Genomic DNA, 25,668 nt, shown 5'->3' with positions numbered 1-25,668 from the left:
CATGGAATAGCCAAGTGGAGGCCATGCGCGTGGTTGGGACTTTGGAGCCATGACCGTACACCAACGTGTCGTCATCTCGGGTGGTGCTGGATTTGTCGGCTCCCATCTGTGTGAGCGCTTCGTCGACAATGGAGCGCAGGTGGTGTGCTTGGACAATTACACAACCGGCCGGCTGGAAAACGTGGCGCATCTGCTGGAAGCAGAGAACTTCGAGGCTGTTGCCTGTGACGTGACCGAGCCCGTCCGGGTCAACGGCCCTGTCGACCTGGTGATGCATTTGGCCTCTCCAGCTTCGCCGAAGGACTACTTGCTTTTCCCCGTCGAAACACTTCAGGTAGGCAGTACGGGCACGCGTAACATGCTCGACCTGGCACACGAAAAGCGGGCAAGATTTGTCTTCGCCTCGTCGTCGGAAGTCTATGGCGATCCTTTCGTTCACCCTCAGAGGGAGGACTACTGGGGAAACGTAAATCCGGTGGGCCCGCGCAGCGTCTACGACGAAGCCAAACGTTTCAGCGAGGCGCTGGCCACCGCTTACCGCAACACAAAGGGAACCGACACCGGCATTGTCCGAATATTCAACACCTATGGTCCCCGGATGCGCCCCGATGACGGCCGGGCCATACCTACGTTCATCTGCCAAGCCCTGCGTGGGGAACCCCTGACAGTTACGGGCGACGGTACGCAGACCCGATCAGTCTGCTATGTAGACGACCTCGTCGAAGGACTTCTTGCCTTGGCCATGTCGGCTCATCCCGGGCCGATCAACCTGGGAAACCCCGAAGAGCTGAAGGTTCTGGACATCGCACACCGCATCGCCGGCCACGTCGGCATGACACCGGTGGTGCGTTTCATCGACAGGCCGATCGACGACCCGCACGTTAGAAGACCGGACACGACGCTGGCCAGAGCAGTTCTCGGCTGGAACCCGGTGACGAGCTTCGAGGTGGGCCTCAAACGCACGATCGAGTGGTTCAGCAAGCAACTGGAGTTCAAATGATGATCAGTGCTTATGGATCATGGACCTCTCCCATCACTCCCATGATGGTCGCCCAGGGGGGAAGGACGTTCAGCGCGGTCGGAGTGCACGCGGGCGAACCAATGTGGCTGGAACGCAGACCCGACGAAGACGGACGGAGGGTGCTGTGTCGACTCGACGACGCGGGTGAGGTTCGCGACCTGACGCCCACGCCCTTCAACGTACGGTCTCTCGTCCACGAGTTCGGGGGCGGGGCGTTCGCGACACGGGGCGAGAATCTGTACTTCGTCCATTTCGACGACCAGCGGATCTACCGCATGGTGAGCAACGGAAAGCCGGAACCGATCACACCGGAGTCGACGACGGAATCCTCGGTTCGGCACGGGGACCTGCACGTGGCTCCCGGCGGGCGGGCCCTCGTCTGTGTCCGTGAGCGCCGGGAGGCCGGGTGTGTCCACAACGAGATCGTGCTGCTGCCGACAGACGGTAGCGCGGAGCCTCAGGTCATCGCCTCGGGGCGGGATCTGTATGCCGCGCCGAAGATCTCTCCGGATGGCCGGCAGATCGCCTGGCTGGAATGGGACAACCCCAGAATGCCGTGGGACGGGACCGAACTGATGGTCGGACGTCTGAGCCCCGACGGCACGGTCGGCGACGTCGAACTGGTCGCCGGCGGTGAGGACGAGTCGGTCTTCCAGCCGTCCTGGAGCCCGGCCGGCCTCCTTCACTTCGTCAGCGACCGGACCAACTGGTGGAACCTGTATCGCGTCTCTGGCGGGACGCAGGTGCCGCTCGCCTCCGTGGAAGCGGAGTTCGGCTATCCCATGTGGGCCATGGGCCTGAGCACCTACACCTTCCTAGAAGACGGCAGGATCATGTGCCTCTTCGGAAAAGGGCCCTTTCTCTCTCTGGGGGTCATCGAGAACGACGCCCTCCGGCAGATCGATCTGCCGCACCGCGCGTTCCGTGCCTACATTTGCGCTGCCGGGGACCGCTGCGTGGTCATCGGCGGCGGCCCGACAATGGCGGACGAGATCGTCACCGTCTCCGACGAGAAGATCACAAGTCTGCGCACGTCTGGCTCGGCGGCCGTACCAAAGTCGGCGCTGTCCGAGCCGGTGGCGGTTTCGGTGAGGGGGCGAAGAGGTCAGGAGTGCCACGGCCTCTACTATCCGCCGAAGAACGACGCGCATCACGGACCGGCCGACAAGGCGCCGCCGTTGCTCGTCAACTGCCATGCCGGCCCCACCTTGCATGTGAACGGCATGATGCAGCTGGAGCTTCAGTTTTTCACCAGCCGCGGATTCGCCGTTCTGGACATGGACTACAGCGGCTCCACCGGATATGGCCGTGAATACCGCCAACGGCTGATCGGTCACTACGGGATCATTGACGTCGAGGACTGTGCGGACCTCGCCCTGGAGTTGGCGGATCGAGGTCTGGCCGACAGGGATCGCTTGGCGATCCGCGGGTGGAGCGCGGGTGGATTCCTCGCCCTCTCCGCGCTTGTGCATCATGACGTGTTCGGGGCCGCCGTCAGCTATTACGGGCAGTCCGACGCCACCAGGATCGGCACCCTGGCCACGAAATTCGAGCGGGGCTACGCAATCGCGATGCTGGGCTCACGGCCGGAAGATGTCGAAGAACGCCGCAAGCGTTCCCCCGTGCACTTGGCGCAGCAGATCAAGAAACCGGTCCTGTTCCTTCAGGGACTGGCCGACAAGGCGGTTCCGCCGGTTCTGGCCGAGCGACTCTCCGCCACGCTGTCTGCGAACGATGTCCCCCACAAACTGGTCACCTTCGAAAACGAAGGTCACGGATTCCGGCAGCCGGAGACCATCGTCAGAGCCTTTTCCGAGGAGTTCGCCTTCTACGGCCGGGTGTTTGATTTTCTGCCGGGTGAAGCGTCATGAAGGACTCACCACCTGCCGCACGGCCGCCGCAGTTGATATATTTCAAACTTTTCGACAACTGCAATCTGCGCTGCAATATGTGCGACTGCTGGGAGTTGCCGAAGAACGACAGGCCCCCTGCCCATTATCTCTCGCTCCTTGGTGAGATTCTCAGCGCGCCACCGGAGTACATCCGCTTCACCGGCGGCGAACCGTTGATGTACCGCAGGCTGCCCGAGCTGATCAGCATCGTCGCCGAGCACGGCACCCGACCCTCGGTGATCAGCAACGGCCTTCTGGTGTCGCGCAGGCTCGACTCCCTGATCGCAGCCGGACTGGCGGAGATCGTCCTCTCACTCGATGGTGTGGGCGGAGTTCACGAGGACATCCGTGGCGTGCGCAACAGCTTCGAACGGATCAAGCCGGGTATCGACGCCATCGCCCGGTCGGACCTCGTATGGGGCGTCAATACTGTGGTGCAGAGCCTGAACATCGAACATCTCGCTGCGATGGCATCAATGTTCGCTGAGCTCAGCGCGCCACCCACCTGGTGGCATCTGATCCCGGTGCGCGGCCACGACCTTCTGGCGCCGTCCCCTGCGCAGAAGGCGGCCTTCGACGAAGCGTTGGACTCCCTGGCAGCACGCTGCCGCTCTCTTGGCACTCGGCTTGTAGCCGCCAAGCAGGAGCACCATGCGAGTCCCTGTCAGGTCCCCGAGTTCACCGTTTACGTCGACGGGGTCAGCGGCGAGGTCTACGGCTGCAACATGCTCGCGTACACCGATCGTTCCTGGGGAAGCCTCCTCGAACGACGATGGCCGGACGTCTTCGGCTCCTCGCGCGCCGCCGGCGTCAAGGCGCTATGCGGGACAGGCCGGCACGGTGCGTGTGCCGGCTGCGACGACGCCTCGCGCGAAATGAACCTGTTCCTTCGCAACAGGATTGAGGCGTTGAGATGACCGGCACAACCACAGAACTCGCCGTGCGCAGAGTGATCGACCTCATCTCCGAATACCCCCGCAGGAACCTTCCCGACGGCATCCGCCCGAACGACGACCTCTACGGCGACGCCGGGGTCGACCCCCTTGAACTGTTCGAGTGCTGGAGCCTTCTGGTGTGCGAGTTCGGCGCTCGCCCCGACGAAGCGGCCTACGCGTCATCCCGCACAGCCAAGCAGTGGGCCGAGCAGTTGACCCGGGCCACCCCGAGCATGGGGCTGCTTCCTTGACATCCGGCGGGATCCGTGTCCTCCATGTCGGATGCGGCCGACGCGCGAAGGCTCACCTTAAGGCGCAACTCAGTTCGGGGCAGTACCTGCTCGCCGGGCTCTGCGACGTCAACGGGGTCAGAGCGCGCGAGCTCGCAGCGTCGATGCGCCTGGCGGACACTCACGCCTTCGAGGATCCGGTGGAAGCGTGCACCGCACTCCAGCCGGAGCTCGTGGTACTGGCCATACCGCCGCAGAGCAGGCCTGAGCTGGTGCGCGCGCTCGTCTCGGCGGGATGCCCGGCCGTACTCGTGGAGAAGCCGATCGCGCTCACGCCGAGCGACCTGGCGGACCTTCAGGAGATCGGGCGGTCCACTCCCGTCTTCGTCAACACGCAGTACCGATGGATGCCGCACTGGCGCAAGCTGCTGAGGTACGTAGGCGCAGGGTGGCTCGGCGAGCTGGCGGAGGTACGGCTCAGCACCAGGTTCGCACCGTTCGAGCAGGGGGAACACGTCATCTCCCTCGGCCTTGAGATCGCCTCGCTCGCGGGCGTCCCGGCACCTCGATGGGTGCTGGCGGCAGCATGCGGTATTGAACGGCACGGCCCGCGGGAGACTCCGGCCGAGCTGATCGCCGTCGCAGGCCTCGGCGCGGCCAGGATGCATCTGGTCCACGGCGCGGTGGCGCCGCTGGTCCGCGGAGACGAGGACGCACCGTGGAACGCCCTCGTCGTGCATGCCCGTGGCACGGAGGGCTGGCTCGACGTGACCGTGAACAAGGGTTACACCCTTGTCAGCGGCGTGCGCCGGCTCGAGGGAGCCACGGAATGGTATCGCGACGACGAGTCGGCGCAACGAAGCCTTTACATCGACCTGGCCGGCTGGCTGCGTGGCCCCCGCACTGAGAGCTTCCCGACGGCGGTGGAAAGTGCGTCCGCGGCGAGCGGCTTCCTCTTCGCCGCCGAACGATCGGCGCGGACGCGCCAGCGCGTATCACTCCTCACGGACAGCGGGCCAACGACTCAGTAGGGAAACGACTCAGTAGGGAAAGGACAGCCGATGACCGCAACTGCCCCAGGCGGCCATGTCTTCTTGGCGGCGCCGTTCGCGAGCTGGATGGATCCAGAGGTGGGCGCGCTCCAACCAGAGAGGCAACTTCTGCTGGAGCGCCTCATCAAGGTGGTCGAACAACACGGCAAGAAGGTCTACAACGCGCACCGCCGCGAGGCGTGGGGCAGCGAATGGATGCCGCCGGAAACGTGCGTCCCGCTCGACTTCGAAGGGGTGAGCACGGCCGCCCTGCTTGTGGCGATACCCGGCGTGCCGATCTCCGGTGGGGTGCACATCGAACTCGGCTGGGCTTCGGCGCTCAAGGTGCCCGTGCTGCTCCTCATCGAAGAGGGCACCGATTGCAGCAGTCTCGTCGTCGGCTTGGACTCTGTCACGCGGTGCACGACCGTCCGGTGGTCCACGGCCGACCACTGCGTCCATCTGTTCGCGTCCGTCCTTGGCGAGCTCCTGTCGAATGAGAAAGGCGAAAAGTGAGTCGTCCCGACGAACGGCTGGCATATTTCGGCGGCAAGCCCCACCGGCCCGCCAAGGTGCGGCCGACCTTCACAGCCGACGCGTTGACCAGGCAACGCGTCGAGCACCTGGTCACCGACTCCATGCTGGCCGAATGGTACGGCGGGCAGGAAACGAGTACTTTCGAGGCCGAATTCGCCGCCTATCACGGAGTCCCCGTGGCGGTGGCGGTCAATTCCGGCACCTCTGCCCTGCACGCGGCCTTGGTCGCAGCCGGCGTTTCCGACGGCGATGAGGTCGTGGCGCCCACTGTGTGCTACTTCAGCGCCATCTCGGCGATCCTGCAGGAACGGGCGATCCCCGTGCTGTACGACTCCGAGCCGCGCTCCATCCTCCCATCCGCCCAGCGGATCCTGGATCTGGTCACCGAGCACACCCGTGCTGTCATGGTGGTACACCTTTACGGCGTCCCCATGGATGTTGCGGACCTACGTGCCCAGCTGTCATCGCGCGGCATCGCCCTGATCGAAGACTGCAGTCAGGCCCACGGCGCGGTGGTCAACGGGCACCTGGTGGGCACCATGGGAGACTTCGGCTGCTACAGCCTGGCCTCGCCGCGTCACCATATCTCGGTCGGCGAAGGGGGCGTGGTCATGGCCCGGGACCCCGCGGCCGAACGCATCCTGCGCCAGCTCGTCAACCGGGGGAAGAACAACGACTGGGGTGGTCCCGTCCGACAAGGATTCTCCTACGCGCTCCCCGAGTTTTCGGCCATCGCCGGCAGGCAGGGCCTGGCCGATCTGGGGCGGGAGCTCGATGCGCGGAAGGCCGCGGCCACCATCTTCGACGAGGTCCTTCACGACAGCGGTCTGGTCCTGTTCGACGCCGTTGAACCGTTCGGCGATAGGGACCGTCCCGGCTTCTACCGCAAGCTGGTCCGGCTGCCACCTGCCTTCGCACCTCTGCGGGACTGGTTCGTCGCGGCGATCGAGAAGGAGAACGTGAGCGCCAAGCCGCCGCACCCGCTCGCACACCAGATTCCCTGGATCGTCCAGCGGACGGCTCAGGTCGCGGAGCGAGCGGGCCGGCCAGCCGCCGGACAGCCGGCTTGCCCAAATGCCGAGGCCGAGCACGCTGTGCTGCTCGACCTCGAAACGGGTCCGGGTGTCGGTGTGGACGACGCCCGGCTCGCGGCCGAGGCGGTGAAGAAGGTGTGGGAGTTCATCGTGGCCAACCCCGAGCCGGCGAAGGGCGCGGCCGAGGAGTACGGAGCCTACCGTCCATGATCGGACGATCCTGAGGAGTGATCTTGGACAGCGGCATTCTGGCAAAGGTCCGGAGCGCCACGCGGCTGCTGACCCGTCGCAAGACCTATGAGGTGCTGGCGCTGCGCTTCCAGCACCGCAAGATGTCCTACCAGTCGTTTTATGCGGCCCTCATGGACCGCCGGGGCAGCGCCAACCCGGCCCTCGCGGTGGGGGGACTATGGAACGAGGTCGGCCCGCTGCAATTGGAGTTCCTCAGAGCGCAGGGGCTAGGCGTTACCGACAGCCTGCTGGACTACGGCTGCGGGAGCCTTCGCGGCGGGCGTCACATCATCGGGTACCTGAATCCCGGGAGCTACGTGGGCGTCGACATATCGTTGGTTCTCCTGGACGCCGCCCGCCAGCTGGTCAGGAGTGAGGGGCTGGCGGGCAAGGAGCCCACGCTGGAGTTTCTGGACCCGGTCGACCCACGGCTGCCCGAGCGATCCTTCGACGTCATCCTGGCGCACAGCGTGGTAGTACACATGCCCGCCGCCGATGTCGCAGCGCTGATCGGCCGGGCAGTGTCCAGGCTCAAGCCCGGAGGGCGCTTCTACGTGACCTGTTTCCTGGGCGCGGAGTGGCGCAACTTCGTCGGCACCAACTTCCGCCATCCGCTGTCCCTGTTCAGCGGTATCGCACAGCAACAAGGCCTGGAGCTCCGGTTGTACGAGCAGGCCGAATATCCCCACCCACGAGGCCAGCGGATGCTGCGCTACACCAAGGCGGGTTCGTCTGATGATTGAGGCACGGTTCAGATTCGGCGTCCAGGTAGGCCGCGCGTGGAACGCCGCCGAGTGGTCCGACACGGTAAAGAAGGCAGAGGACCTTGGCTACTCTTCGCTGCTGATGCCCGACCACGCCGACCGGCAGTGGGGTGTGTTCACCGCGCTCGGCGCCGCTTCGGCCATCACCCGGGAGTTGAAGCTCGGGACTCTCATGCTCAACTGCTGTCTACGCAACCCCGTAACTGTCTCCAAGGAACTCGCCACCTTGGACCTCATGAGCGACGGCCGCGTGGAATGCGGGCTGGGCGCGGGATGGATGTTCAAGGACTTCGAGCGCACTGGGGTGATGCTGGAAACCGGCGCCGTCCGGATCCGCCGACTTGCCGAGTACGTGCACATCCTGCGGTCGCTGTGGTCGGCAGGGGACGAGCCGGTCACCTTCTCCGGGGAGTTCTACCACTTCAAGGGCGCCAAGCCGGAGCCCCGTCCGAGGACCGCCCAGCCGCTGCTGATGATGGGCGGCGGCGGACGGCAAATGCTCAGCCTGGCGGCGGACATGGCCGACATCATCGGCGTGAGCGCCACAATGTTCTCCGGGGCGGTCGGCCCGGAGACCGGACCGTCGTCCTCGTTCGAGAGGTTTCTCGACCGCCGGCGGCTTCTGGTCGACCGCCTGACCATGCAAGGGCTGGCGCGTAAGCAGATCCAGTGCCAGACGTTCCTCGCCACGGTGACCAAGGAAAGGAACGAGGTATTGGACTCGGTCGCCGCACCGATGCTGGGCCTGAGCCCGAGCGAGGCCGGACGGTCCCCCCTGGTCCTGGTCGGCGAGGTCGAGGACATCTGCGATCAGATCCGCAGGCATGGCGCGGAGCTCGGAATCTCGTACTGGGTGGTGCACAGCGGCGCCCTTGAGACGTTCGCCCCCGTGGTGCGGCAACTCAGTGGCGAACCCCTTGAACCGCTCGTAGAAATGGGTGGGTGACGCAGCGTGCGGATACTGGTGACCAATGACGACGGCGTCGACTCGGAGAGCGTCGCGCCCCTCCTATCCGGCTTGAAGTCCCTGGACGCGGAGGTGGTGGTGGCCGTCCCTGACGGCGACGTCAGCGGATGTGGCGCCTGGTTGGGCGCTCCCCCTGCCTCTTCCCCCGTACGGATCCGCAACCTCGACGACGAACCGTCCATCTGGGCAGTCGCCGGTACACCGGGCTACATCGTGTCCGCAGCATGTCTTGGCGCCTTTGGCGCCCCGCCTGATCTAGTCGTTTCCGGCGTGAACTTCGGAGCCAACACCGGGCGGCACATACTTTACTCGGGTACGGTAGGGGCGGCTCTGGTCGCGGCGCAGTTTGGCATCCCCGCCGTCGCGGTCAGCCAGATCCGCGGAGCCCTGTGGCGGGTGCACAGCGGAGTCCGGGTGGCGATCGAGGCGGCGGCCCTGCTCGGCGAAGAACGAAGACCCCAAGTCCTCAACGTAAACGTCCCCAATCTGGAGCTCGGCGACATCAACGGGGTCCGTCCTGCCGCACTGGCCCCGTTCAGGGTGATGTCGATCAATCACGGCGACGGCACCATCCAGCGCGACCACCCGGCCACACCACCCCCGGAGTCGGACGAAGCACAGCTCGAGGATCGCTATGTCACGGTGACCCGCCTGGCCGGGTATCGGGCGGTGGGCGGCTGCTCGACCCTGAGCAAGGAGTTGTCCGCTCGTCTGAGCCTGAGGGCCACCTGATGCTGGCCGTACTCCGTATCGGCCCACGAAGGGTCGAGGTGAGAACCCTTCCCGCCACAAAGGCCGTAAGAGGGCAGGTCAGCATCAAAACCGCGTACGCCGGGATCTGCGGAACCGATGTCCGGCACTACCTGGACCCTCGGGCACGGCGGCAACGCCGGGCTTCGGGGCACGAGCTTGTCGGCGAGATTGTCTGTCTGGGCAAGGGAGTTCGTGGCTTGTCCGTCGGCCAGAGGGTGACCGCGCGCGCCTACGCCCATTGTGGCGGTTGCGCGAGTTGCCTCTCCGGCCGCATCAACCTTTGCCAGCATCGCAGGTGGATGGCGGAGAACGGCCATGGGGGTTTCGCGGGCACAGCCACCGTCATGGCGTCGGCCGTCATGGCGATACCACCAGGGCTCGGGCACTGCGCAGCCCTCGCAGAGCCGGTCGCCGTCGCACATCGCGCGGTGCTGACGGCATACGGCGACCGTACCCCCGAGAACGCGGGACCCCCGCTCCAGGGACGGCTGGCCGTGATCGGCGGAGGGACGCTGGGCCAGTTGTCGCTGCGCGTGGGGCGGTTGCTGGGCGTGTCGGCCCTGCTCATGCTGGCACGTTATCCCCACCAAGAGGCAGCCGCCGCGCTCGCCGGCGCGCAGACGGTCACCGCCGGGGACGCGCCAGAGAACTGGGCGGACGGTGTCGTGGTCGCCGCAGAAGGAGCGCATGCCATCGACACCGCCGTCCGCCTCGTACGGCCGGGCGGCGTGGTGGCGTTACTCGGCGAACACGAAGAATCGGTGCCGGTGAACACCCGCCTGCTCATCACGAAAGAGGCCGCGCTCAAGGGCAGTAACACCTACGCGTGCGACCGGCGGGATGACATGGCGGCGTCTGTGGCGATGCTGGCGAGCGGTCGCCTGCGGGCTGAAGAGGTCGTCTCCCACATTCTTCCTGTCCGGGAGGCAGCCAAGGCCTTCGCACTGGCCGCGGACAAGTCTTCCGGCTCCATCAAGGTGCTGTTGCGCCACCACGGGATCTAAGAGGTCACATGCCCAAGTCGCTGGAAGAGCACTACGCGTTCCTGCAGGAACGAGGAGCGGAGTTCGACCCATACGTACACGTGGCAGGACCGGGCTCCCCGCTGCTGGATCGGCAGGGCCAGCGCCCGCGGCGCGACGCAGAACGGGAGTTGCGCAGGCTGCGCGATTACTGGGAGACAGTTCCGCGACCGCATCGCGACGAGGTCGAATCGATGGCGGCACTCTGCCCTGCCATGAGCGAGGACTGCAGGATCGCCGTCTTCATCCCCTCCCGGTACGAGGCCCAGTCGATCGGCGAGACAGTCAGGCTCTTGACCGAGCAGACGGACTCCGGCTTCGCCCCGCTACGCCCGGAGGCCTATGAGATTCTGGTTCTCAACAATGTCTTCGAGGGCGAAGAATTCGACAGTACGGCAAGCCTGGTGCGCGACCACTGCGTTCGTCATGGCCTCACGAATGTCCACGTCATCGACATCCGCTTCCCGAAAGGCGCGCCATGCCCGCTCACGCTGGCGTGCCGGTACCTCGTGGACCTGATCGTCTTCCGCGCCCTTTCCCGACGACGTTACCGCTGGCCGCTCTATATGGCGGCCGAGGACGCGGATCTCGTCTGGACGGACCCTCGGCAACTGTGGACCCAGTTGGAGACCCTTGATCGCCGACCTGAGCTCGACGCGGTCCGCGGTGGAACAGATCGCTGTCCCTGGATCTACACGTCCAATGATCTGGTGACGGTCATGCGACGTAGCTGGAACATCACGGAAAGCTATTTCCGGCTACCCCAGCTGCGTGCGGAGTTCAACCCCGACTTCGACTTCCGCTGGAACCGTGTGGCGACCAACGGGTGGAACACCGCATTCACCGCCGAAGCGTATGCGATGATCCGCGGCTACACACCGGACCGCTGGCTCGGCAACGACGCCGACATAGGGGAGAAGGTCTCCATCATCAGAGGCACCGTAACCGGCAACGGCGTCGCGGCCCAGACTCACACCGTGGAGCTGACCCGCCAGCGCGCCGAGGGCTCGCCACGCCGGTGGCTACTGCAGGCCAACGACGGTATCTCGCCCTACGACCGCGCAGGCAACTACCGGAACTTCTACTCCAACGAGACCCTGCAGAACCTCGTCGAAAAAGATCTTCCCGCACTGCTCAGTGGCGCCCAGTTCACCGCCCGTATCTCGGCGGATAACGTCCATCGATTCGAAGCCGAACTCACCGATCGCTGGCGCACCATCGCGGAGGTGCGAAAGAACCAGGAAGCCGCCCGGAGACAGGCGGTGATCACCTTCGGTTTGCTCGGGCTCGGCGAACAGGACTGGGACCTCGACGGCGAGCAGGTGCGGATCCTGAACATCACCGGCCTGCGCGAGGCGCTGGATAACGTCCGGGCCGCGTGGGCAGGCCAGGGCCCCCGGCGGCGGCGCCCGTCACACCAAGCGGCGGCTCCGGTGTGGTTCAGCTATGTCTGAGCCGGTTCTGATGCTTGAGGGTACGTGGAGCGAGTTCGCGACGGCCTGGGGCATCGATGCCCGCACGGCTGAGATGACACGCCTGCCGGGTGGCCTGATCAACGACAACTATCTGCTCGAAGAAGGCACGCAGCGTCTCGTCGTCCGGCACTATCGTCGCACGACGGATCATGCGGACCTGGTCTACGAACTGAGTGCGGTCGAGTATCTGAGCAGCAAGGGCTTTCCCACGCCACCGTTGATCCGTTCCCACGCCAAGGACCTCTTCCGGTTCGTCGCCGGACGCCCAGTGGCCGTCTTCGGCTACCTGCCCGGAAAGCGGCCAGAATCCCGGCCGGGCGGCTTCGGCTCGTTCGACCTGAATCTAGGATGCCAGATCGCCGCCCAGCTGGCCCGGTTGCATCGGCTCACGTGGAATGTGGCATTGCCCGGAAAGAGACGGCAACGCGGTGATCCGCTGCGTCGTGTGACGGAGTTCCTCACGAGGGCGCGGGAGTGGGAGGACGTCGCGACGATCGCCGGCATGTCCGGGTTCCTGGGAGACCTGGACACCGTGCGGTCCGAACTCGCGAGCGCGATCCGATCGGCGGCTGACCTTCCGACAGGACTGGTGCACGCGGACATCAACGAAACAAACGTCCTGGTCGACGACAAGGGCCGGCTGACGGCGCTCCTCGACTTCGACGATTGCCTGGAATCGCACAGAATCTATGACCTGTGCTCGCTCATCACCTCATGGGGGCTCGACGAGCACCGACTGCTCGATACTCGGCGGGCAGGCAGGCTCGTGGCCACCTACCACCGGCATCGGCCGCTGACGTACACGGAAAGATCGCTGCTACCGTACTTCCTCATGTGCTACCTCGGCGCGTCCGGCAGTGAGTACGTCACCGGCCTCCGCCGTAGGAACGCCTTCCACCAGGGCGTCACCGACAGCTTCTCAGTCACCACTTTCCGCGCTCTGCGTGACGACAACCGATGGCATGACGTACTGCGAACGTACGTTGACGGAAAGGAATAGCATGCTTCCCGTTCTGGTCGTGACCGGACCTCCCGGCGTCGGAAAGAGTGCCGTCACTGAGGAGATCTACGACCAGCTGGCGGCTCGCGATATTCCCCACGCGGCCGTGGACCTGGACGCGCTCTGCCTGTCTTACCCCTTTCCCGCAGGCGACTCCTTTAACGATGAGGTCGCTTTGACCAACCTGCGCGACGTCTGGCGGAACTATGAGAGCAACGGCGCGCAGCGGCTGGTGCTGAACCGCGTCGTGGAGACCCGCGACTACCTGGACCGGATCCGCGAGGCGCTGCCCGACCCCGAGTTTGTGGTCTGCCGGCTCGCCGCCAGCCGGGACACACTTCACCGGCGGTTGCGTCAGCGCGAGACCGGATCGTCACTGGACTCGCTGCTCAAGCGGGCCGAGTACCTGAGTACCTGGTTCGACGACAGTGATGTCGCCGATCATGTCTTCCCCACGGACGGTGTGAAACTTCCCGAGCTCGCCTGCGCGATCCTCACCCGCATCGGATGGATCGATGCCAGTGGGGCGCTCACACAAGGCTGATCGCTTCCGGGGGAAGTGCGATTCGGTCAGCCGCGAGCGAATCCAGGATCGTGGCGACGCGCCGGGCGCCGACGACAGGAATCACGGTCGGCCCCTTGGCGAGAAGCCAGGCCAACGCCACCTGATGCGCCGAGACGCCATGGCGCCTGGCGGTTTCGCGGAGCACGGGCTTCAGGTCGCTCAACTGTCCGGCCGCGGCCTGCCCACCGAGCGGCGCCCATGCCAGAAAGGGAATGCCGTGCTCGGTGCAGTAGTCGAGTTCGGGCTGGTGCACGCGATTGAAAACCGAAAACTCGTTCTGCACGCACCCGAGTGGAAAGGGCGCCAGCAGGGTGCGCGCCCTTTCGATCTGAGCAACAGTGACGTTGCTGATGCCTGCCCTTTTGATCAACCCCTCCTCGAGGAGTTCTCGTAGGCATCCGACCGATTCGCTGAACGGCACGTCTGGATCAGGCCGATGAAGCTGATACAAGTCGATCTGCTCAACGCCAAGGCGCGTCAGGGACGCCGTACAGGCCTCGCGGACGTGTCCGGCGCGTCCGTCCGGACGACGTGCTCCATTCGTCCCGCGAACGATACCGCCTTTGGCGGCCAGGACCACCTCACCACGAAAACCACGCACTGCCTTCGCCGCCAGGATTTCTGAGTATCCCGGCGGGGCACCGGCAATGCCGTACACATCGGCTGTGTCCAGCAGTCGCGCGCCTCCCTCCAACGCCGCACGAATCACACCGACCGCCTTCGCCAGAGAGGGGCGCCCCTCTATGGACAGCCCCAGCAATCCCAATCCAATATCTCTTCGCACAAGTCCCCCCGTATGCCTCTGCGAAAACTTTCCGCATTATGCGCGTCCATTCCCTCGCCAGAAAAGGGCCGGCACATGCAACTGAGCGTCTGCGACAGCATTTTTCCCCAGGCTCTCGGCCTGAACAGTTTGCTTGACCTGCTCGCCCGGTCCGGCTTCACCGGAGTGGAACTCCTGGGAGATCCCGGGAGCTACCCGGCACGGCACACCCTGCGTTCGATGATCACCGATCGCGGACTGACCGTGACCGCGCTCAGCGCGGCCGCCCGGCTAAGGACGGGCAGGGACCTCAGCGCTGCCGATCCCAAGGTCCGCCGGGCGACACGGGACCACCTGCTGCGTTGCGTCGATTTCGCGGCGGATCTCGGCTGTGGGGTGGTGGGGGTGGCCGTCACCGCGGTCGGACGTCACTGGCACGAGGAGTCGCCCGCGGCAGAATGGGGTCATGCCGTGGAGGAGATCAAAGCGGTGGCCGAACATGCGAAGTCGGCGGGCACGAAGCTGGGCATCGAGCTCCTGAATCGCTACACCTGCGCGCTGGTGCGCACCGTCGATGACGGTCTTCGGCTTCTCAGCGACGTGGATTCGTCGGCGGCCGGGCTCGTGGTGGACACCTTCCACGCCATGATGGAGGAGTCTGACGTCGCGATGGCGGTACGGTCCGGCGGCGTTCACGTGGTCAATGTGCAAGTCGCGGACAGCAACCGGCAGGCTCCCGGCAGCGGCTCCCTGAACCTGCCCGCGCTCATCGGCACCCTGCGGGAAATCGGCTACGACGGCCCATTGGCGTTGGAGGCGTTCCCACCCGGGCTGGCGCCTTTCACCCCGGTGCCGGACAGCGCGCTGCCCACCATGGCCGCCTACGCCCAGGCGTATGTGCCCCTTATGAACCGTCATCTCCGATGACGGGCCGCTCATATTCTGTCTCGCCGGCGAGACAGCTCAACTGGCTCTCTTGACGGACCCAAAATCTCACAGTACGGTCACAAACCAATCGAAAATTCCACTCAGTAAGAAATACATTCGGCAACCGCCCTCATATCTGCGCCCGCTTGACTATGACTTCTTCGGGAAGGCTATGCGCGCGATGACTGATAGCGCCATCTACCGCGCCGAGCTGGATGAGCACGGCTGGACGGTCATACCTGGTGTCGTCGATTCCGACACGGTCGCGACTACATGTCGCGCAGCCATGAAACACCGGCCCAGCACCACAAAGAATGGCAGCCAATGGGATGGGTTCGCCTCATTCCCTTTTGACGACGACGAGCTCACGCGCCTGGTACTCGATGCACGTATCCTGCGCTGCGTTCGCGCCCTGCTCGGCAGCGATACGCCGCGCCTGACCCGATCAAGCCTCTGGGTCAAGGTTGGCGGGCATGCCGACTACGACCAGCCACTGCACGCCGACTACCCGGAGCACACCCTGGTGGTCCCGCGGCAGAATGGCGCCTACCGCGAAGTAAAGGGCTACCTCTATCTGACCGACGTGCGCGCCGACACCGGAGCTACCCGGCTGATAAGCCTCACCAAGACGGAAGCGCTATCGCGTGAACGCCAATGGTTCGACAGTCCTGAGTTCGCGGCGTTGAGCGAGCAAGAGGTCCCAGCGGCAGGGAGCGCGGGCTCGGTACTTTTCATGACGCCCGACGTCGTGCACCGTGGCGCGAACATCACCGTCGCAGGCGCGGTGCGGGTGACAGTGTCCTTCACGTACGCGGCGAGTTCCTGGCCGTGGATCGGTAGCACCCCATGGGCGCGCGAGCTGCATCGGCGGCAGAAGTCGGAGCTCATCCCGGCCTTGTCCCTGACAGCACGTAGCGCCCTCGGATTTCCGGCGCCGGAGGACCCCTATTGGACGGCAGGCACCATCGCAGCCGTCGCAAGACGGTATCCGGACCTGGACATGCGGCCCTATCGGGAGAGCATGGAACGCCGCTGCCTCAAGGCCACCCCGTGAGCAACCGTCCAGACATCACTGAGGCGCTGGCCCGCAGAGTCGCCGACTACGTTCGGCGCGATCTGCCGCTGTCCATCCATGACGGCGGTGGCGTCCTGGGCGAAGTCGAACGGCGGATGGAGGCGCTGACCGGCTGCGGCTACGCGCTCACCACGGTCAATGGAACCTCGGCTTTGCACGCGGCCTACGTGGGGCTGGACCTGCCCCCCGGCTCAGAGGTGATCGCACCGGTGCTTACCTTCCATGCCTCGATCTCACCGATCATGCAGTGCCGGCTCAGTCCTGTGCTCGTCGATGTCGATCCTGTCACTGGAAACATCTGCCCTCAGGCGGTCGCACGGGCCCTTACCGACCGCACATCGTGCATCGTGGTCACCCACATGCACGGCATCCCCGCAGACATGACTGCCATCTGCGCGATCGCCCGCGAGGCTGGCGTGCATGTCGTCGAGGACTGCTCACTGGCCTACGGAGCACGGATCGGCGAGCGGGTCGTGGGGGCGATCGGCAGTGTGGCCGCGTTCAGCATGCAGTCTGAGAAGGTGGTCAGCGCGGGCGAGGGAGGCTGCCTTGTCACCAACTCGCGAAGCGTGTACGAACGTGCATTGCTGTTGGGGAACTCGCGTCACCGACCCACGACCGAAGTGACCGAGGAGTCATTGCGGCAGTTCGCCTCCACTGGATTCGGTCTCAAGCACCGTATGCACCCTCTGGCTGCGGTCCTCGCACTGCACGACCTGGAGACGCTCGATGACCGGTTGATCCGGGACGCGCGGACCGGCCGTCTGCTGGCGACAGCCCTGGACGCCGTGCCTGGCGTGACGTTCGGCCTCGCCTCTGACGCCACGATCGGTGGTGCGTCCAGAGTCGTCGTCCATCTGGGCGACGAGAGTCGGCGCACCCGGCTCCTCGAACAGGTCGCCGGAGACGACCGGATTTGGCGGCACACCTGCGGTCGTCTTGACCAGTTGCCGACTTTCGCCGCCATTCCGCCCCTCGCCACCACCCGGGAAACGTGGTCTCCACGCCTCGCAGGCCCGTTCGACGGCGCGGAACAGCACAACGCCGGGGCCGTCGCGCTCGCCCTCCCGGACCCCCTGTCGGACGTCGACGTCCACGTGAACGGTCTGGTGGAGACGTTACGCGTTGCTTGTCCGTAGTCGAAGACCGCCATTCACCCGAACGTGGATCGATCTCGTCAACTAGGAATCATCCTGCGGAAGACCTCCCTCACATCCACGAGGGGGCCGTCAGAGGTGTGGCCGACGGGTCATCGTGTCAGGTGTTCCGAGAGAGCCTTGCGTGAGGTCTTTCGCATGCGCGATTGACACCAGTACTGCGAGCCGGTAATTCTCTCGGCACCGCGTGTGACAGGTGGACGCCATAGCAACGGCGAGATCGGCCGAGGTGTCATCGAGCCCGGGCCACAACGGCGCTCATGGCTGTCGGGCTCGTGCGATCCCATGAACCTGGCTCTCTGGGCACATGACCTCGTAGCCCGGCGCGGACGGATGAACACTGTGGTCGAACAGAGGCCGGTAGCGGGCGTTGATCGCCCTCCAGCACGACGCCGGGCATCAGGCCGAGCACCGTCCCGCCCGCCCGGCAAGCCGACGGCGATGGCCGCCACCAGGAGGAATTTGTCCACTCGATGGCCGTCCTTGGTCTTTTCCCCTTTCGGTCAGGGATAGATGCCAAGATGTCGCGCCCCTTGCAGGTGAGGGGCCCGGCGTCATCATCCGGTAGCGGCGGGAACGGCTGGGTTCATGTCATCGGGGACATCTCGGGTACCGCGCAACGACCTGCCGCGGGTGATCCTCAAAGGTGTCGCCCAAGTCGTCTTCCAGCCGAATCCCTGGGTGGGGCTGGTGTTTCTGGTCGCGTTGTTCGCGGGCGGCTGGCGGTTCGGGGTGTTCGGGCTGCTGGGCGCGGTGACCGCCACGCTCACCGCCCATCTGCTGGGAGCCTCGTGGGATGAACGGGTGGCGCCCGGCCTGGAGGGGTTCAGCGGGACGCTGATCGGGGTGGGGCTGGCCCTCTACTTCGACGTGAGCTGGATGACCGTCCTGCTCGTGATCTTCGGTGCGGCCGCGGGCAGCGTTCTCACCTCGGCGCTCGACGTGCTGCTGAAGCCGTACAGGCTGTCTGGCTTGACCGCGCCCTTCTGTGTGGTCACGACGGTGATGGTGGTCGGAGGGGCCTCGTTCAGCAGGGTCTGGGCCCGGCAGGTCAGTACGGCGGCGCCGTCGGCGGCCGCTCCGGGCACCGGCATGAGCTGGGATCACCTGTGGCGGGGCACGTTCAGCGGGATCGGCCAGGTCTTCCTTCAGGGCCAGTGGTACGTGGGCCTCATCTTCCTGGCCGGGCTGGTGGTCGCCGGGTGGCGGGTGGGGCTGGTGGCGCTGGTGTCCAGTGCCGTCGGGCTGCTCACGGGGTGGGCGCTGGGTGCTCAGGCGGCCGATCTGGGGGCCGGGCTCTACGGCTACAACTCCGTGCTGACGGGGGTCGCGCTGTTCGGCACGTTCGTCGTGGCCACGCCCGTGAGCGCCGGTTACGCCCTGATCGGCGTGGTGGGCGCGGCCGGGCTCACGGCCGGGGTCGGCAACCTGTTCGCGGTGGCCGGAGGCCACACCCTGACGTGGCCGTTCGTGCTGGTGACGTGGACGTTCCTGGCGGCTGTGCCGATGTTCTCCAGGATCGCGCGCACGTGACGCGTGACCCGTTCAGAAAGGAACTCTCATGAATCTCACCCCCAGGGAAATGGAGAAGCTGCTGCTCTTCACCGCGGCGCAGCTGGCGCGGCAGCGCAAGGATCGCGGGCTGAAGCTCAACTATCCGGAGACGGTCGCGCTGATCAGCTGCGCGGTCGTCGAGGCGGCGCGGGACGGCAGGTCGGTCGCCGAGTGCATGGAGCTCGGCAAGAAGGTCATCGGCCCGGACGACGTGCTGCCGGGGGTGCGAGGGATGCTCTCGCTCCTGCAGGTGGAGGCGGTTTTCGACGACGGCACGAAGCTGGTGTCCTGTCACGATCCGGTCGGCGCGCAATGACGGTGCCGGGCTACGAGATCCTGCTGGCGGCGGGGGCCGAGAGCCGGGGCGGTCTCTGCCTGCCGCCGCTGCTCGGCCCGGACGCGCCGCGGGTCTGCGCCGTGGATCGCGAGCTGCGCTCCGCGATCTCCCGGCGCCCGGCCGTGGTCGTGCCGATGACGCTGGGCCGCGATCCGGACCTTTCCGCCGTGGCGGCTCAGGCGTTGCGCTGGGCGGCGCGCGGGCGGGCGGACGGGGAACTGCTCCTGGCCCGGCCGCTGGCCGGCACCGGTCACCTGGTCGGCTGGCTGCGAGCCGCGCTCGTCCACGCCAAGCTCACGGCCGCGTCCGCCGTCCTGCTGGTGGCGCCCGCGATCGGGCCCGAGCCCGACGCCGAGCTGTTCAAGATCGCCCGGCTCGTCCGGCAGTTCACCCCGGTCCGCTGGGTCGAGGTGGCGCTGAGCGGCGGCGATCCCGACGTGGACGAGGGCGTGGAGCGCTGCCGGCTGCTGGGCGCGGAGGAGGTCGTCCTGGTGCCCGCCTCGTTCGTCCCGGCGCCCGCCCGGCCCGGGACGCGGACGGCCGGGCCCCTGCTCGGGCGCGCCTCCCTCCTGACGCTCATCCACCGGCGCGCCGCGGAGGCCGGGCATCGCTGGAGCGGGCATCGCGACGACGGCCTGGCCGAACCGATGCCGCACACCCACATTCACGAGGAGACACACACGCATGTCGGATGACCCATACATCTACGGCAAGGGCGACATCGAGCTGAACGCCGGCCAGGCCCGGGTGACGCTCACCGTGCGTAACACCGGAGACCGCGCCGTCCAGATCGGCTCGCACTTCCACTTCTTCGAGGTGAACCGGGCCCTGAGCTTCGATCGCGAGCAGGCGTTCGGCACCCGCCTGGACATCCCGGCGGGGACGGCGGTCCGCTTCGAGGCGGGCGACACCAAACGCGTCACCCTCGTCGAGTACGGCGGCGGCCGGCGCATCGTCGGATTCGGCGGACTGCTCAACGGCGGCGTCCGCAGCCGCGACGCGCACCAGGAGGCGCTCAGGCGCATGCGCGAGCGCGGCTATCTCGAAGAGCCGGAACCGGCGCCGGCCAAGACCGGCAAGAAGCCCGCCAAGACCAGGAAGAAGGGCTGAGCCGCATGACCAGCATGAGCCGCCGGCAGTACGCGTCCATGTACGGCCCGACCGTGGGCGACCGGATCCGGCTCGGCGACACCAATCTCGTCGTCGAGGTGGAGAAGGACTACACCGAGGGCCATTACGGCGATGAGTCCCAGTACGGCGGGGGCAAGACCGCCAGGGACGGCATGGCCGCCGATCCGGCCACCGGCGGAGCCGTCGCCCTCGACCTGGTGATCACCAACGCGGTGATCATCGACCCCGTCCTGGGGGTCGTCAAGGGCGACATCGGCGTCAAGGACGGGAAGATCGTCGGGGTGGGCAAGTCCGGCAACCCGCACACCCAGAACGGCGTCGACCGGCGCCTGGTCATCAGCGCCAACACCGAGGTGATCTCCGGCGAGAACCTCATCGCCACCGCGGGCGGGATCGACACCCACGTACACCTCATCGCACCCCAGCAGGTCGAGAACGCGCTCAGCAACGGAGTCACCACCCTGGTCGCCGGCGGCACGGGCCCGGCGGACGGCAGCCGCGGCTGCACCACCACCCCCGGCGGCTGGAACATCGGCCGCATGCTGCAGGCCTTCGAGAACATCCCGATCAACATCGGCGTGCTCGGCAAGGGCAACAGCAGCCTGCCCGGCGTGCTGGAGGAGCAGATCCGGGCGGGGGCCTGCGGGCTGAAGGTCCACGAGGACTGGGGAGCCACGCCCGCGGTGATCGACTGCGCGCTCTCGGTCGCCGATCACCTCGACATCCAGATCACCGTGCACACCGACACGCTCAACGAGGCCGGGTTCGTCGAGGACACGATCAGCGCCATCAACGGGCGCGCGATCCACACCTACCACTCCGAGGGCGCGGGCGGCGGCCACGCCCCCGACATCCTCCGGGTGACCGGGGAGCCGAACGTCTGCCCGGCCTCGACCAACCCGACGCTGCCGTACACGGTCAACTCGATCGACGAGCTGCTCGACATGACGATGGTCTGCCACCACCTCAGCTACGACGTTCCGGAGGACGTGGCGTTCGCCGAGAGCCGCGTGCGCGCCGAGACCATCTCCGCCGAAACCGTCCTGCACGACCTGGGCATCATCAGCATCATCGGCTCCGACTCCCAGGCCATGGGCCGCATCGGGGAGTCGTTCACCCGCGCCTTCCAGGTCGCCCACCACTGCAAGGACAAGCGCGGCCCGCTGCCCGAGGATTCCGCGCGCAACGACAACTTCCGGGTCCTGCGCTACGTCGCCAAGCTCACGATCAACCCGGCGCGCGTCTCGGGCATGGCCGACACCATCGGCTCGCTGGAGGACGGCAAGCTCGCCGACATCGTCCTGTGGCCGGTGTCCACGTTCGCGGCCAAGCCCACGATGGTCATCAAGGGCGGCCTGATCAGCTGGGCCCAGATGGGCGACGCCAACGCCTCGCTGCCGACGCCGCAGCCCATCTACTACCGGCCGATGTACGCCGCGTACGGCAGCGCGCTGGCGGCGACGTGCGTCACCTTCATGTCGGGCGCGGCCATCGACGACGGCGTGCCCGACCGTCTCGGCCTGCGCCGCATGGTCCGTCCGGTACGGCAGTGCCGGACCGTCGACAAGCGGCACATGGTGCGCAACGCGACGCTGGGCGACATCCGCGTCGACCCGGAGACCTACAAGGTGACCTTCAACGGCGAGCCCGTGCACATCGAACCGGCCAAGAAGCTGCCGCTGAACCGGCTGTTCTTCCTGTGAGCGAGGACCTCGGCGCGCTGCTGGCCCAGCTCCAGCTGTCCGACTCCGGCTTCCCGAGCGGGATGTACACGCTGTCGCACGGGCTTGAGGGCTACACCCAGCTCGGGCCGGTGGGCCCGGACGGCCTGCGGGAGCTGCTGGCCGACCTGCTTCACAACATGGTGGGACCGGGCGACGCCGCCGCGCTCGTCCTGGCCCACCGCGCGGTCCTGGCCGGCGACTGGGAACGGGTGGCCGAGGTCGACCGCAGGCTGCACGCGACCAAGCTCGTCCAGGAGCAGCGCACGGCGTCGGTGCGCACCGGACGCCAGGTTCTGGACACGGCCGCGTTCGCCTTCCCGATCCCCGAGGCCGCGCGCCTGGCGGAGCTGGTGACCGGCAGGGCCACGCCGGGCAACCACGCCGTGGTCGTGGGCGCCCTGTACGCGGGTCTCGGTGTCGGCGAGGCGCGGGCCGTGGCCGCCGACCTGTACGCGTTCGCCGCGAGCTACGTGACGGCGGCGGTCCGCCTGGGATGCACCGACTTCCGCCGTGCGCAGGCGTTGCTGCGTGCCGTACGGCCGGATCTGGAGCTTGTCGCGCGGGCGGCGCTCGGCGTCGAGGACCCGCGGGACCTGCACAGCTCGGTTCCGCTCGCCGACACCGTCGCGGCGGGGCACCAGCGGGCGCCGGCCCGGCTGTTCATCACCTGACCGACCACGAGAGAAGGCGGAGAGCATGGAACTGGAGAAGGTCTTCAAGGTGGGGATCGGCGGCCCGGTCGGTTCGGGGAAGACCGCGCTGATCGAGGCCCTCGTCCCGATGCTGCGGGACAGGGGGCACAGCGTCGGGGTGATCACCAACGACATCTACACCCAGGAGGACGCCGAGCACGTACGGCACACGCTGGCGGGGATCCTCGATCCCGGGCGGATCGTGGGTGTCGAGACGGGCGCCTGCCCGCACACGGCGGTCCGCGACGACCCGACGATGAACCTGGCGGCGGGCGCCGACCTGCTGGACCGTTTTCCCGACATCGATCTGCTGTTCTTCGAAAGCGGCGGCGACAACCTGACCCTCACCTTCAGCCCGGTGCTCGCCGACATGTTCATCTTCGTGCTGGACACGGCCGAGGGCGAGAAGATGCCGCGCAAACGCGGTCCCGGCACGACGACCTCCGACCTCCTGGTCATCAACAAGATCGACATCGCGCAGTACGTGCGCACCGACCTGGGGATCATGGAGCGGGACGCCAGGATGGTGCGCGGCGACGGCCCGGTCACGCTGACCGACTGCCTGACCGGCACGGGGGTCGGTGAGGTCGCCGACCTCATCCAGAGCAGGGCGGGGGCCGCGTGTACCGCTCCGGCGTGACGACGCTCGGCGGCGGGGCCGTACCCGATCGGCTGGCCCCCGAGCGCTACCAGCCGGACTGGATCCCCCGGCCGGTGCGGCGCCACTCCGGGGCGCTCGACACCCTGCCCGTCGGCAGTCCCGGCAAGGTCGGCGTGCTGGATCTGGCGTTCCGGCGCGTGGGTGAGCGGACCGAGCTGACCGGGCATTTCCAGAAGGCTCCGCTGCACATCACCCGGCCGCACTACTACGATCCGGCGGTGCCGGGCATGCCGTACGTGATGCTCATGATGTCGGGCGGCGGCGTGCTTCAGGGGGACCGCTACCGCGTGGACGTCTCCTGTGAGGCCGGGGCGTCGGTGCATCTCACCACGCAGGGCGCCACCCGGCTGTACCGGATGGAGCACGACTACGCCACGCAACTGGTCGAGCTGAACGCCGATCCCGGCGGCTACCTCGAGTACCTGCCCGATCCCGCCATCGCCTTCGCCGGCAGCCGCTACTACCAGCGGACCGCGGTCACCGCGGCGGCCGACGCGACCGTGGTGCTGGGCGAGACGATGCTGGCGGGCAGGCTCGCCAGGGGCGAACGGCACGCGTACACCGCGTACTGCACCGACGTGGAGGTGCGCGAGCCCGGCGGCGGGCTCCTGTTCGCCGACCCGATGCGCCTGGTCCCCGGGGACGGCCCGGTGGACGGCCCGGCGGTCATGGCGGGTTTCGGCGTCATGTCCACCCTGTACGTCGTCACGACCGCTCGTCCGGCGCAGGAGGTCGCCGACACGATGCACGAGGCGCTGGCCGGCTCCGGCCTGCGCGCCGGGACGGGCGTGCTGCCCGGGGACCGGGGAGCCTGGGCTCGTCTCCTCGGCGACCGCTCCCCCGAGGTCCTGTCCGCCTTCCACGAGGTCTGGGACGCCGTGCGCCGCCTGCTGCTGGGCGTGCCGGCGCCCAAGGCCCGCAAACAGTGACCGTTCAGCCCATGCGGAGTTCGCTGTCGAGGCCCTCGGCCTGCTCGCTCGCGCTGGCGCGGAGGCGGAAAAGGCGGTCCACGGCCTTGCCGATGAGAAACGTCAGCACGAAGGAATAGGCGCCGACGGCGAGAATGGCGACGATCTGCTTGCCGAGCAAGGCGATCGAACCACCGAAGAACAATCCGGCGATCGGGCTCCCGTACTGGCCGGTGGCGAAGAAGCCGAGCAGCACGAGGCCGACGATGCCGCCCGCTCCGTGAATGCCCACGACGTCCAGGGTGTCGTCGTAGCCGACCGTGGTCTTGATCTCCACGGCGTACGCGCAGACCACCGCGGCCACGATCCCGATGACCGTCGCGCCGAAGAGGTTGACGTACCCGCAGGCCGGCGTGATCGCGACCAGGCCGGCGAGCGCGCCGGTGGTGCCGCCCAGCCGGGAGAACCGGCCGAAACGCCGGCGTTCGAGGAGCATCCAGACGATCATCGCCACGCAGGCGCACATCATCGTGTTCGTCACCGCGTTGGCCGCCAGGGCGCCGTCCGTCAGCGCCGACCCGCCGTTGAACCCGAACCAGCCGAACCACAACAGGCCCATGCCGGTCATCACCATCGGAATGTTCTCCGGCTGCGGCGGCCCTTCCCGGCGAAAGCGCAGCGACGGGCCGAGCACCAATGCCAATGCCAGCCCCGCCACCCCCGAATTCAGCTCGACGAGCAGGCCCCCCGCGAAGTCGAGCACTCCCCAGCGGTTGATCCAGCCGCCCTTGGAGAAGACCCAATGCGCGATCGGCACGTAGACCAGCGTCATCCAGACGACGCCGAAGACCATCCACGGTCCGAGCCGCACCCGGTTGGCCACCGCGCCGCTGATCAGCGCGAGTGTGATGATCGCGAAGACGAGCTGGAAGAGGGAGAAGACGTAGAGCGGGATTCTGCCGTAGGGGACGGACGGGCTGATCTGGAAGAACTCCCAGTCGCCCCAGCCGATCAGCCCGGCCCCGCCCAGGTCCCTGCCGAACGCCAGGCCGTAGCCGTACAGGAACCAGATCACCGTCACCACGGCGATGGAGACGAAGCTCATGTACAGCACGCTGATGACGTTCTTCGCGCGGACCATGCCCCCGTAGAAGAGCGCGAGGCCAGGCGTCATGAGAAGCACCATCGCGAAACTCACCAGCACCCACGCGGAGTCCCCGGTATTCAACCCATCCGCCATGTGAGAGCTCCTTCTCAATCGCGGGCCGCCCAGGGAATATGA

Annotated in this window: 26 protein-coding genes and 1 pseudogene; 25 read left to right on the top strand and 2 right to left on the bottom strand. The window is 66.8% G+C overall.

The window, feature by feature from the left end; all coding sequences use genetic code 11:
• Nucleotides 1-49: 49 nt before the first annotated feature.
• Genes ACIBHY_RS04940 through ACIBHY_RS04875 form a run of 14 tightly spaced genes read left to right on the top strand, consistent with a single transcriptional unit; the run spans nucleotide 50 to nucleotide 13,436 of the window.
• The gene (locus tag ACIBHY_RS04940) at nucleotides 50-1,000 is read left to right on the top strand and encodes an NAD-dependent epimerase/dehydratase family protein (protein ID WP_397255874.1); all 951 of its coding nucleotides are present in this window, start codon (nucleotides 50-52) and stop codon (nucleotides 998-1,000) included.
• Between the two features lie 41 nt (nucleotides 1,001-1,041).
• On the top strand, nucleotides 1,042-2,892 hold the full coding sequence (locus ACIBHY_RS04935) for a S9 family peptidase (RefSeq protein ID WP_397255876.1): 1,851 nt from the start codon (nucleotides 1,042-1,044) through the stop codon (nucleotides 2,890-2,892).
• Entirely contained in the window at nucleotides 2,889-3,830 is a 942-nt protein-coding gene (locus tag ACIBHY_RS04930) for a radical SAM protein (RefSeq protein WP_397305990.1), read from the top strand. Before ACIBHY_RS04935 ends, ACIBHY_RS04930 begins: the two co-directional genes overlap by 4 nt.
• A complete protein-coding gene (locus ACIBHY_RS04925) occupies nucleotides 3,827-4,099 on the top strand; it encodes a hypothetical protein (protein ID WP_397255881.1) in 273 nt (90 codons plus the stop codon). The genes ACIBHY_RS04930 and ACIBHY_RS04925 overlap by 4 nt, the downstream gene beginning before the upstream one ends.
• Entirely contained in the window at nucleotides 3,988-5,109 is a 1,122-nt protein-coding gene (locus tag ACIBHY_RS04920; RefSeq protein ID WP_397305989.1) for a Gfo/Idh/MocA family protein, read from the top strand. The genes ACIBHY_RS04925 and ACIBHY_RS04920 overlap by 112 nt, the downstream gene beginning before the upstream one ends.
• 30 nt (nucleotides 5,110-5,139) lie before the next feature.
• Nucleotides 5,140-5,625: a hypothetical protein gene (locus ACIBHY_RS04915; protein WP_397255885.1), complete on the top strand. Its 486-nt coding sequence runs from the start codon at nucleotides 5,140-5,142 to the stop codon at nucleotides 5,623-5,625.
• The gene (locus tag ACIBHY_RS04910) at nucleotides 5,622-6,890 is read left to right on the top strand and encodes a DegT/DnrJ/EryC1/StrS family aminotransferase (protein WP_397305988.1); all 1,269 of its coding nucleotides are present in this window, start codon (nucleotides 5,622-5,624) and stop codon (nucleotides 6,888-6,890) included. Before ACIBHY_RS04915 ends, ACIBHY_RS04910 begins: the two co-directional genes overlap by 4 nt.
• 23 nt (nucleotides 6,891-6,913) lie before the next feature.
• Complete coding sequence (locus ACIBHY_RS04905) at nucleotides 6,914-7,654, top strand: class I SAM-dependent methyltransferase (RefSeq protein WP_397255889.1); 741 nt, start codon at nucleotides 6,914-6,916, stop codon at nucleotides 7,652-7,654.
• Nucleotides 7,647-8,621, top strand: a complete 975-nt coding sequence (locus ACIBHY_RS04900; protein ID WP_397255891.1) for a TIGR03621 family F420-dependent LLM class oxidoreductase — start codon at nucleotides 7,647-7,649, stop codon at nucleotides 8,619-8,621. Before ACIBHY_RS04905 ends, ACIBHY_RS04900 begins: the two co-directional genes overlap by 8 nt.
• Nucleotides 8,622-8,627: 6 nt before the next feature.
• On the top strand, nucleotides 8,628-9,374 hold the full coding sequence (gene surE / locus ACIBHY_RS04895; RefSeq protein ID WP_397305987.1) for a 5'/3'-nucleotidase SurE: 747 nt from the start codon (nucleotides 8,628-8,630) through the stop codon (nucleotides 9,372-9,374).
• Entirely contained in the window at nucleotides 9,374-10,399 is a 1,026-nt protein-coding gene (locus tag ACIBHY_RS04890; protein ID WP_397255895.1) for a zinc-binding dehydrogenase, read from the top strand. The genes surE and ACIBHY_RS04890 overlap by 1 nt, the downstream gene beginning before the upstream one ends.
• Before the next feature lie 8 nt (nucleotides 10,400-10,407).
• Nucleotides 10,408-11,871 (top strand): hypothetical protein, encoded by a 1,464-nt coding sequence (locus ACIBHY_RS04885; protein WP_397305986.1) that lies wholly within the window; start codon nucleotides 10,408-10,410, stop codon nucleotides 11,869-11,871.
• A complete protein-coding gene (locus ACIBHY_RS04880) occupies nucleotides 11,864-12,892 on the top strand; it encodes a phosphotransferase (protein WP_397255899.1) in 1,029 nt (342 codons plus the stop codon). The genes ACIBHY_RS04885 and ACIBHY_RS04880 overlap by 8 nt, the downstream gene beginning before the upstream one ends.
• Before the next feature lies 1 nt (nucleotide 12,893).
• A complete protein-coding gene (locus tag ACIBHY_RS04875) occupies nucleotides 12,894-13,436 on the top strand; it encodes a hypothetical protein (protein ID WP_397255901.1) in 543 nt (180 codons plus the stop codon).
• Here the strand turns inward: ACIBHY_RS04875 and ACIBHY_RS04870 are convergent.
• Nucleotides 13,423-14,217, bottom strand: coding sequence for an aldo/keto reductase (locus ACIBHY_RS04870; protein WP_397255903.1), 795 nt, complete (start codon nucleotides 14,215-14,217; stop codon nucleotides 13,423-13,425). The genes ACIBHY_RS04875 and ACIBHY_RS04870 overlap by 14 nt on opposite strands.
• Before the next feature lie 99 nt (nucleotides 14,218-14,316).
• Here ACIBHY_RS04870 and ACIBHY_RS04865 point away from each other — a divergent pair, with 99 nt between their 5' ends.
• The 11 genes and pseudogenes from ACIBHY_RS04865 to ACIBHY_RS04815 all read left to right on the top strand — a co-directional run bounded on the left by ACIBHY_RS04865 (nucleotide 14,317) and on the right by ACIBHY_RS04815 (nucleotide 24,407).
• Nucleotides 14,317-15,147, top strand: coding sequence for a sugar phosphate isomerase/epimerase family protein (locus ACIBHY_RS04865; RefSeq protein WP_397255905.1), 831 nt, complete (start codon nucleotides 14,317-14,319; stop codon nucleotides 15,145-15,147).
• Nucleotides 15,148-15,319: 172 nt separating this feature from the next.
• Nucleotides 15,320-16,201 (top strand): phytanoyl-CoA dioxygenase family protein, encoded by an 882-nt coding sequence (locus tag ACIBHY_RS04860; protein ID WP_397255907.1) that lies wholly within the window; start codon nucleotides 15,320-15,322, stop codon nucleotides 16,199-16,201.
• Nucleotides 16,198-17,361 (top strand): DegT/DnrJ/EryC1/StrS family aminotransferase, encoded by a 1,164-nt coding sequence (locus ACIBHY_RS04855; protein ID WP_397255909.1) that lies wholly within the window; start codon nucleotides 16,198-16,200, stop codon nucleotides 17,359-17,361. The genes ACIBHY_RS04860 and ACIBHY_RS04855 overlap by 4 nt, the downstream gene beginning before the upstream one ends.
• Before the next feature lie 651 nt (nucleotides 17,362-18,012).
• A complete protein-coding gene (locus ACIBHY_RS04850; protein ID WP_397255911.1) occupies nucleotides 18,013-18,912 on the top strand; it encodes an urea transporter in 900 nt (299 codons plus the stop codon).
• 28 nt (nucleotides 18,913-18,940) lie between these two features.
• Nucleotides 18,941-19,249: an urease subunit gamma gene (locus ACIBHY_RS04845; protein ID WP_379617326.1), complete on the top strand. Its 309-nt coding sequence runs from the start codon at nucleotides 18,941-18,943 to the stop codon at nucleotides 19,247-19,249.
• On the top strand, nucleotides 19,246-19,965 hold the full coding sequence (locus ACIBHY_RS04840; protein WP_397305985.1) for a sirohydrochlorin chelatase: 720 nt from the start codon (nucleotides 19,246-19,248) through the stop codon (nucleotides 19,963-19,965). Before ACIBHY_RS04845 ends, ACIBHY_RS04840 begins: the two co-directional genes overlap by 4 nt.
• Nucleotides 19,955-20,251: pseudogene (ureB, locus tag ACIBHY_RS04835) on the top strand (urease subunit beta); the annotation flags it as partial. The gene ACIBHY_RS04840 and the pseudogene ureB, both read left to right, overlap by 11 nt.
• Before the next feature lie 134 nt (nucleotides 20,252-20,385).
• Nucleotides 20,386-22,104 (top strand): urease subunit alpha, encoded by a 1,719-nt coding sequence (gene ureC / locus ACIBHY_RS04830; RefSeq protein ID WP_397255914.1) that lies wholly within the window; start codon nucleotides 20,386-20,388, stop codon nucleotides 22,102-22,104.
• On the top strand, nucleotides 22,101-22,796 hold the full coding sequence (locus tag ACIBHY_RS04825) for an urease accessory protein UreF (RefSeq protein WP_397255916.1): 696 nt from the start codon (nucleotides 22,101-22,103) through the stop codon (nucleotides 22,794-22,796). The genes ureC and ACIBHY_RS04825 overlap by 4 nt, the downstream gene beginning before the upstream one ends.
• Before the next feature lie 25 nt (nucleotides 22,797-22,821).
• On the top strand, nucleotides 22,822-23,457 hold the full coding sequence (ureG, locus tag ACIBHY_RS04820) for an urease accessory protein UreG (protein WP_397305984.1): 636 nt from the start codon (nucleotides 22,822-22,824) through the stop codon (nucleotides 23,455-23,457).
• Complete coding sequence (locus tag ACIBHY_RS04815) at nucleotides 23,454-24,407, top strand: urease accessory protein UreD (RefSeq protein WP_397305983.1); 954 nt, start codon at nucleotides 23,454-23,456, stop codon at nucleotides 24,405-24,407. Before ureG ends, ACIBHY_RS04815 begins: the two co-directional genes overlap by 4 nt.
• Nucleotides 24,408-24,411: 4 nt before the next feature.
• Here the strand turns inward: ACIBHY_RS04815 and ACIBHY_RS04810 are convergent, their stop codons facing one another.
• Complete coding sequence (locus ACIBHY_RS04810; protein WP_397255922.1) at nucleotides 24,412-25,626, bottom strand: ammonium transporter; 1,215 nt, start codon at nucleotides 25,624-25,626, stop codon at nucleotides 24,412-24,414.
• Between the last annotated feature and the right edge of the window lie 42 nt (nucleotides 25,627-25,668).

The organism is Nonomuraea sp. NPDC050547, assembly GCF_044457345.1.
Classification (GTDB): Bacteria; Actinomycetota; Actinomycetes; order Streptosporangiales; family Streptosporangiaceae; genus Nonomuraea.
The sequence above is the reverse complement of the archived record's forward strand: the minus strand, read 5'-3'. Positions and strand labels throughout refer to the sequence as shown.

What these genes read in the sequence shown, in the direction of transcription:
- ACIBHY_RS04940 (WP_397255874.1), top strand. Translation starts at nt 50, where the DNA reads ATGACCGTACACCAACGTGTCGTCATCTCGGGTGGTGCTGGATTTGTC.
- ACIBHY_RS04935 (WP_397255876.1), top strand. Translation starts at nt 1,042, where the DNA reads ATGATGGTCGCCCAGGGGGGAAGGACGTTCAGCGCGGTCGGAGTGCAC.
- ACIBHY_RS04930 (WP_397305990.1), top strand. Translation starts at nt 2,889, where the DNA reads ATGAAGGACTCACCACCTGCCGCACGGCCGCCGCAGTTGATATATTTC.
- ACIBHY_RS04925 (WP_397255881.1), top strand. Translation starts at nt 3,827, where the DNA reads ATGACCGGCACAACCACAGAACTCGCCGTGCGCAGAGTGATCGACCTC.
- ACIBHY_RS04915 (WP_397255885.1), top strand. Translation starts at nt 5,140, where the DNA reads ATGACCGCAACTGCCCCAGGCGGCCATGTCTTCTTGGCGGCGCCGTTC.
- ACIBHY_RS04900 (WP_397255891.1), top strand. Translation starts at nt 7,647, where the DNA reads ATGATTGAGGCACGGTTCAGATTCGGCGTCCAGGTAGGCCGCGCGTGG.
- ACIBHY_RS04890 (WP_397255895.1), top strand. Translation starts at nt 9,374, where the DNA reads ATGCTGGCCGTACTCCGTATCGGCCCACGAAGGGTCGAGGTGAGAACC.
- ACIBHY_RS04885 (WP_397305986.1), top strand. Translation starts at nt 10,408, where the DNA reads ATGCCCAAGTCGCTGGAAGAGCACTACGCGTTCCTGCAGGAACGAGGA.
- ACIBHY_RS04880 (WP_397255899.1), top strand. Translation starts at nt 11,864, where the DNA reads ATGTCTGAGCCGGTTCTGATGCTTGAGGGTACGTGGAGCGAGTTCGCG.
- ACIBHY_RS04875 (WP_397255901.1), top strand. Translation starts at nt 12,894, where the DNA reads ATGCTTCCCGTTCTGGTCGTGACCGGACCTCCCGGCGTCGGAAAGAGT.
- ACIBHY_RS04865 (WP_397255905.1), top strand. Translation starts at nt 14,317, where the DNA reads ATGCAACTGAGCGTCTGCGACAGCATTTTTCCCCAGGCTCTCGGCCTG.
- ACIBHY_RS04860 (WP_397255907.1), top strand. Translation starts at nt 15,320, where the DNA reads ATGCGCGCGATGACTGATAGCGCCATCTACCGCGCCGAGCTGGATGAG.
- ACIBHY_RS04845 (WP_379617326.1), top strand. Translation starts at nt 18,941, where the DNA reads ATGAATCTCACCCCCAGGGAAATGGAGAAGCTGCTGCTCTTCACCGCG.
- ACIBHY_RS04840 (WP_397305985.1), top strand. Translation starts at nt 19,246, where the DNA reads ATGACGGTGCCGGGCTACGAGATCCTGCTGGCGGCGGGGGCCGAGAGC.
- ureC (WP_397255914.1), top strand. Translation starts at nt 20,386, where the DNA reads ATGACCAGCATGAGCCGCCGGCAGTACGCGTCCATGTACGGCCCGACC.
- ureG (WP_397305984.1), top strand. Translation starts at nt 22,822, where the DNA reads ATGGAACTGGAGAAGGTCTTCAAGGTGGGGATCGGCGGCCCGGTCGGT.
- ACIBHY_RS04810 (WP_397255922.1), bottom strand. Translation starts at nt 25,626, where the DNA reads ATGGCGGATGGGTTGAATACCGGGGACTCCGCGTGGGTGCTGGTGAGT.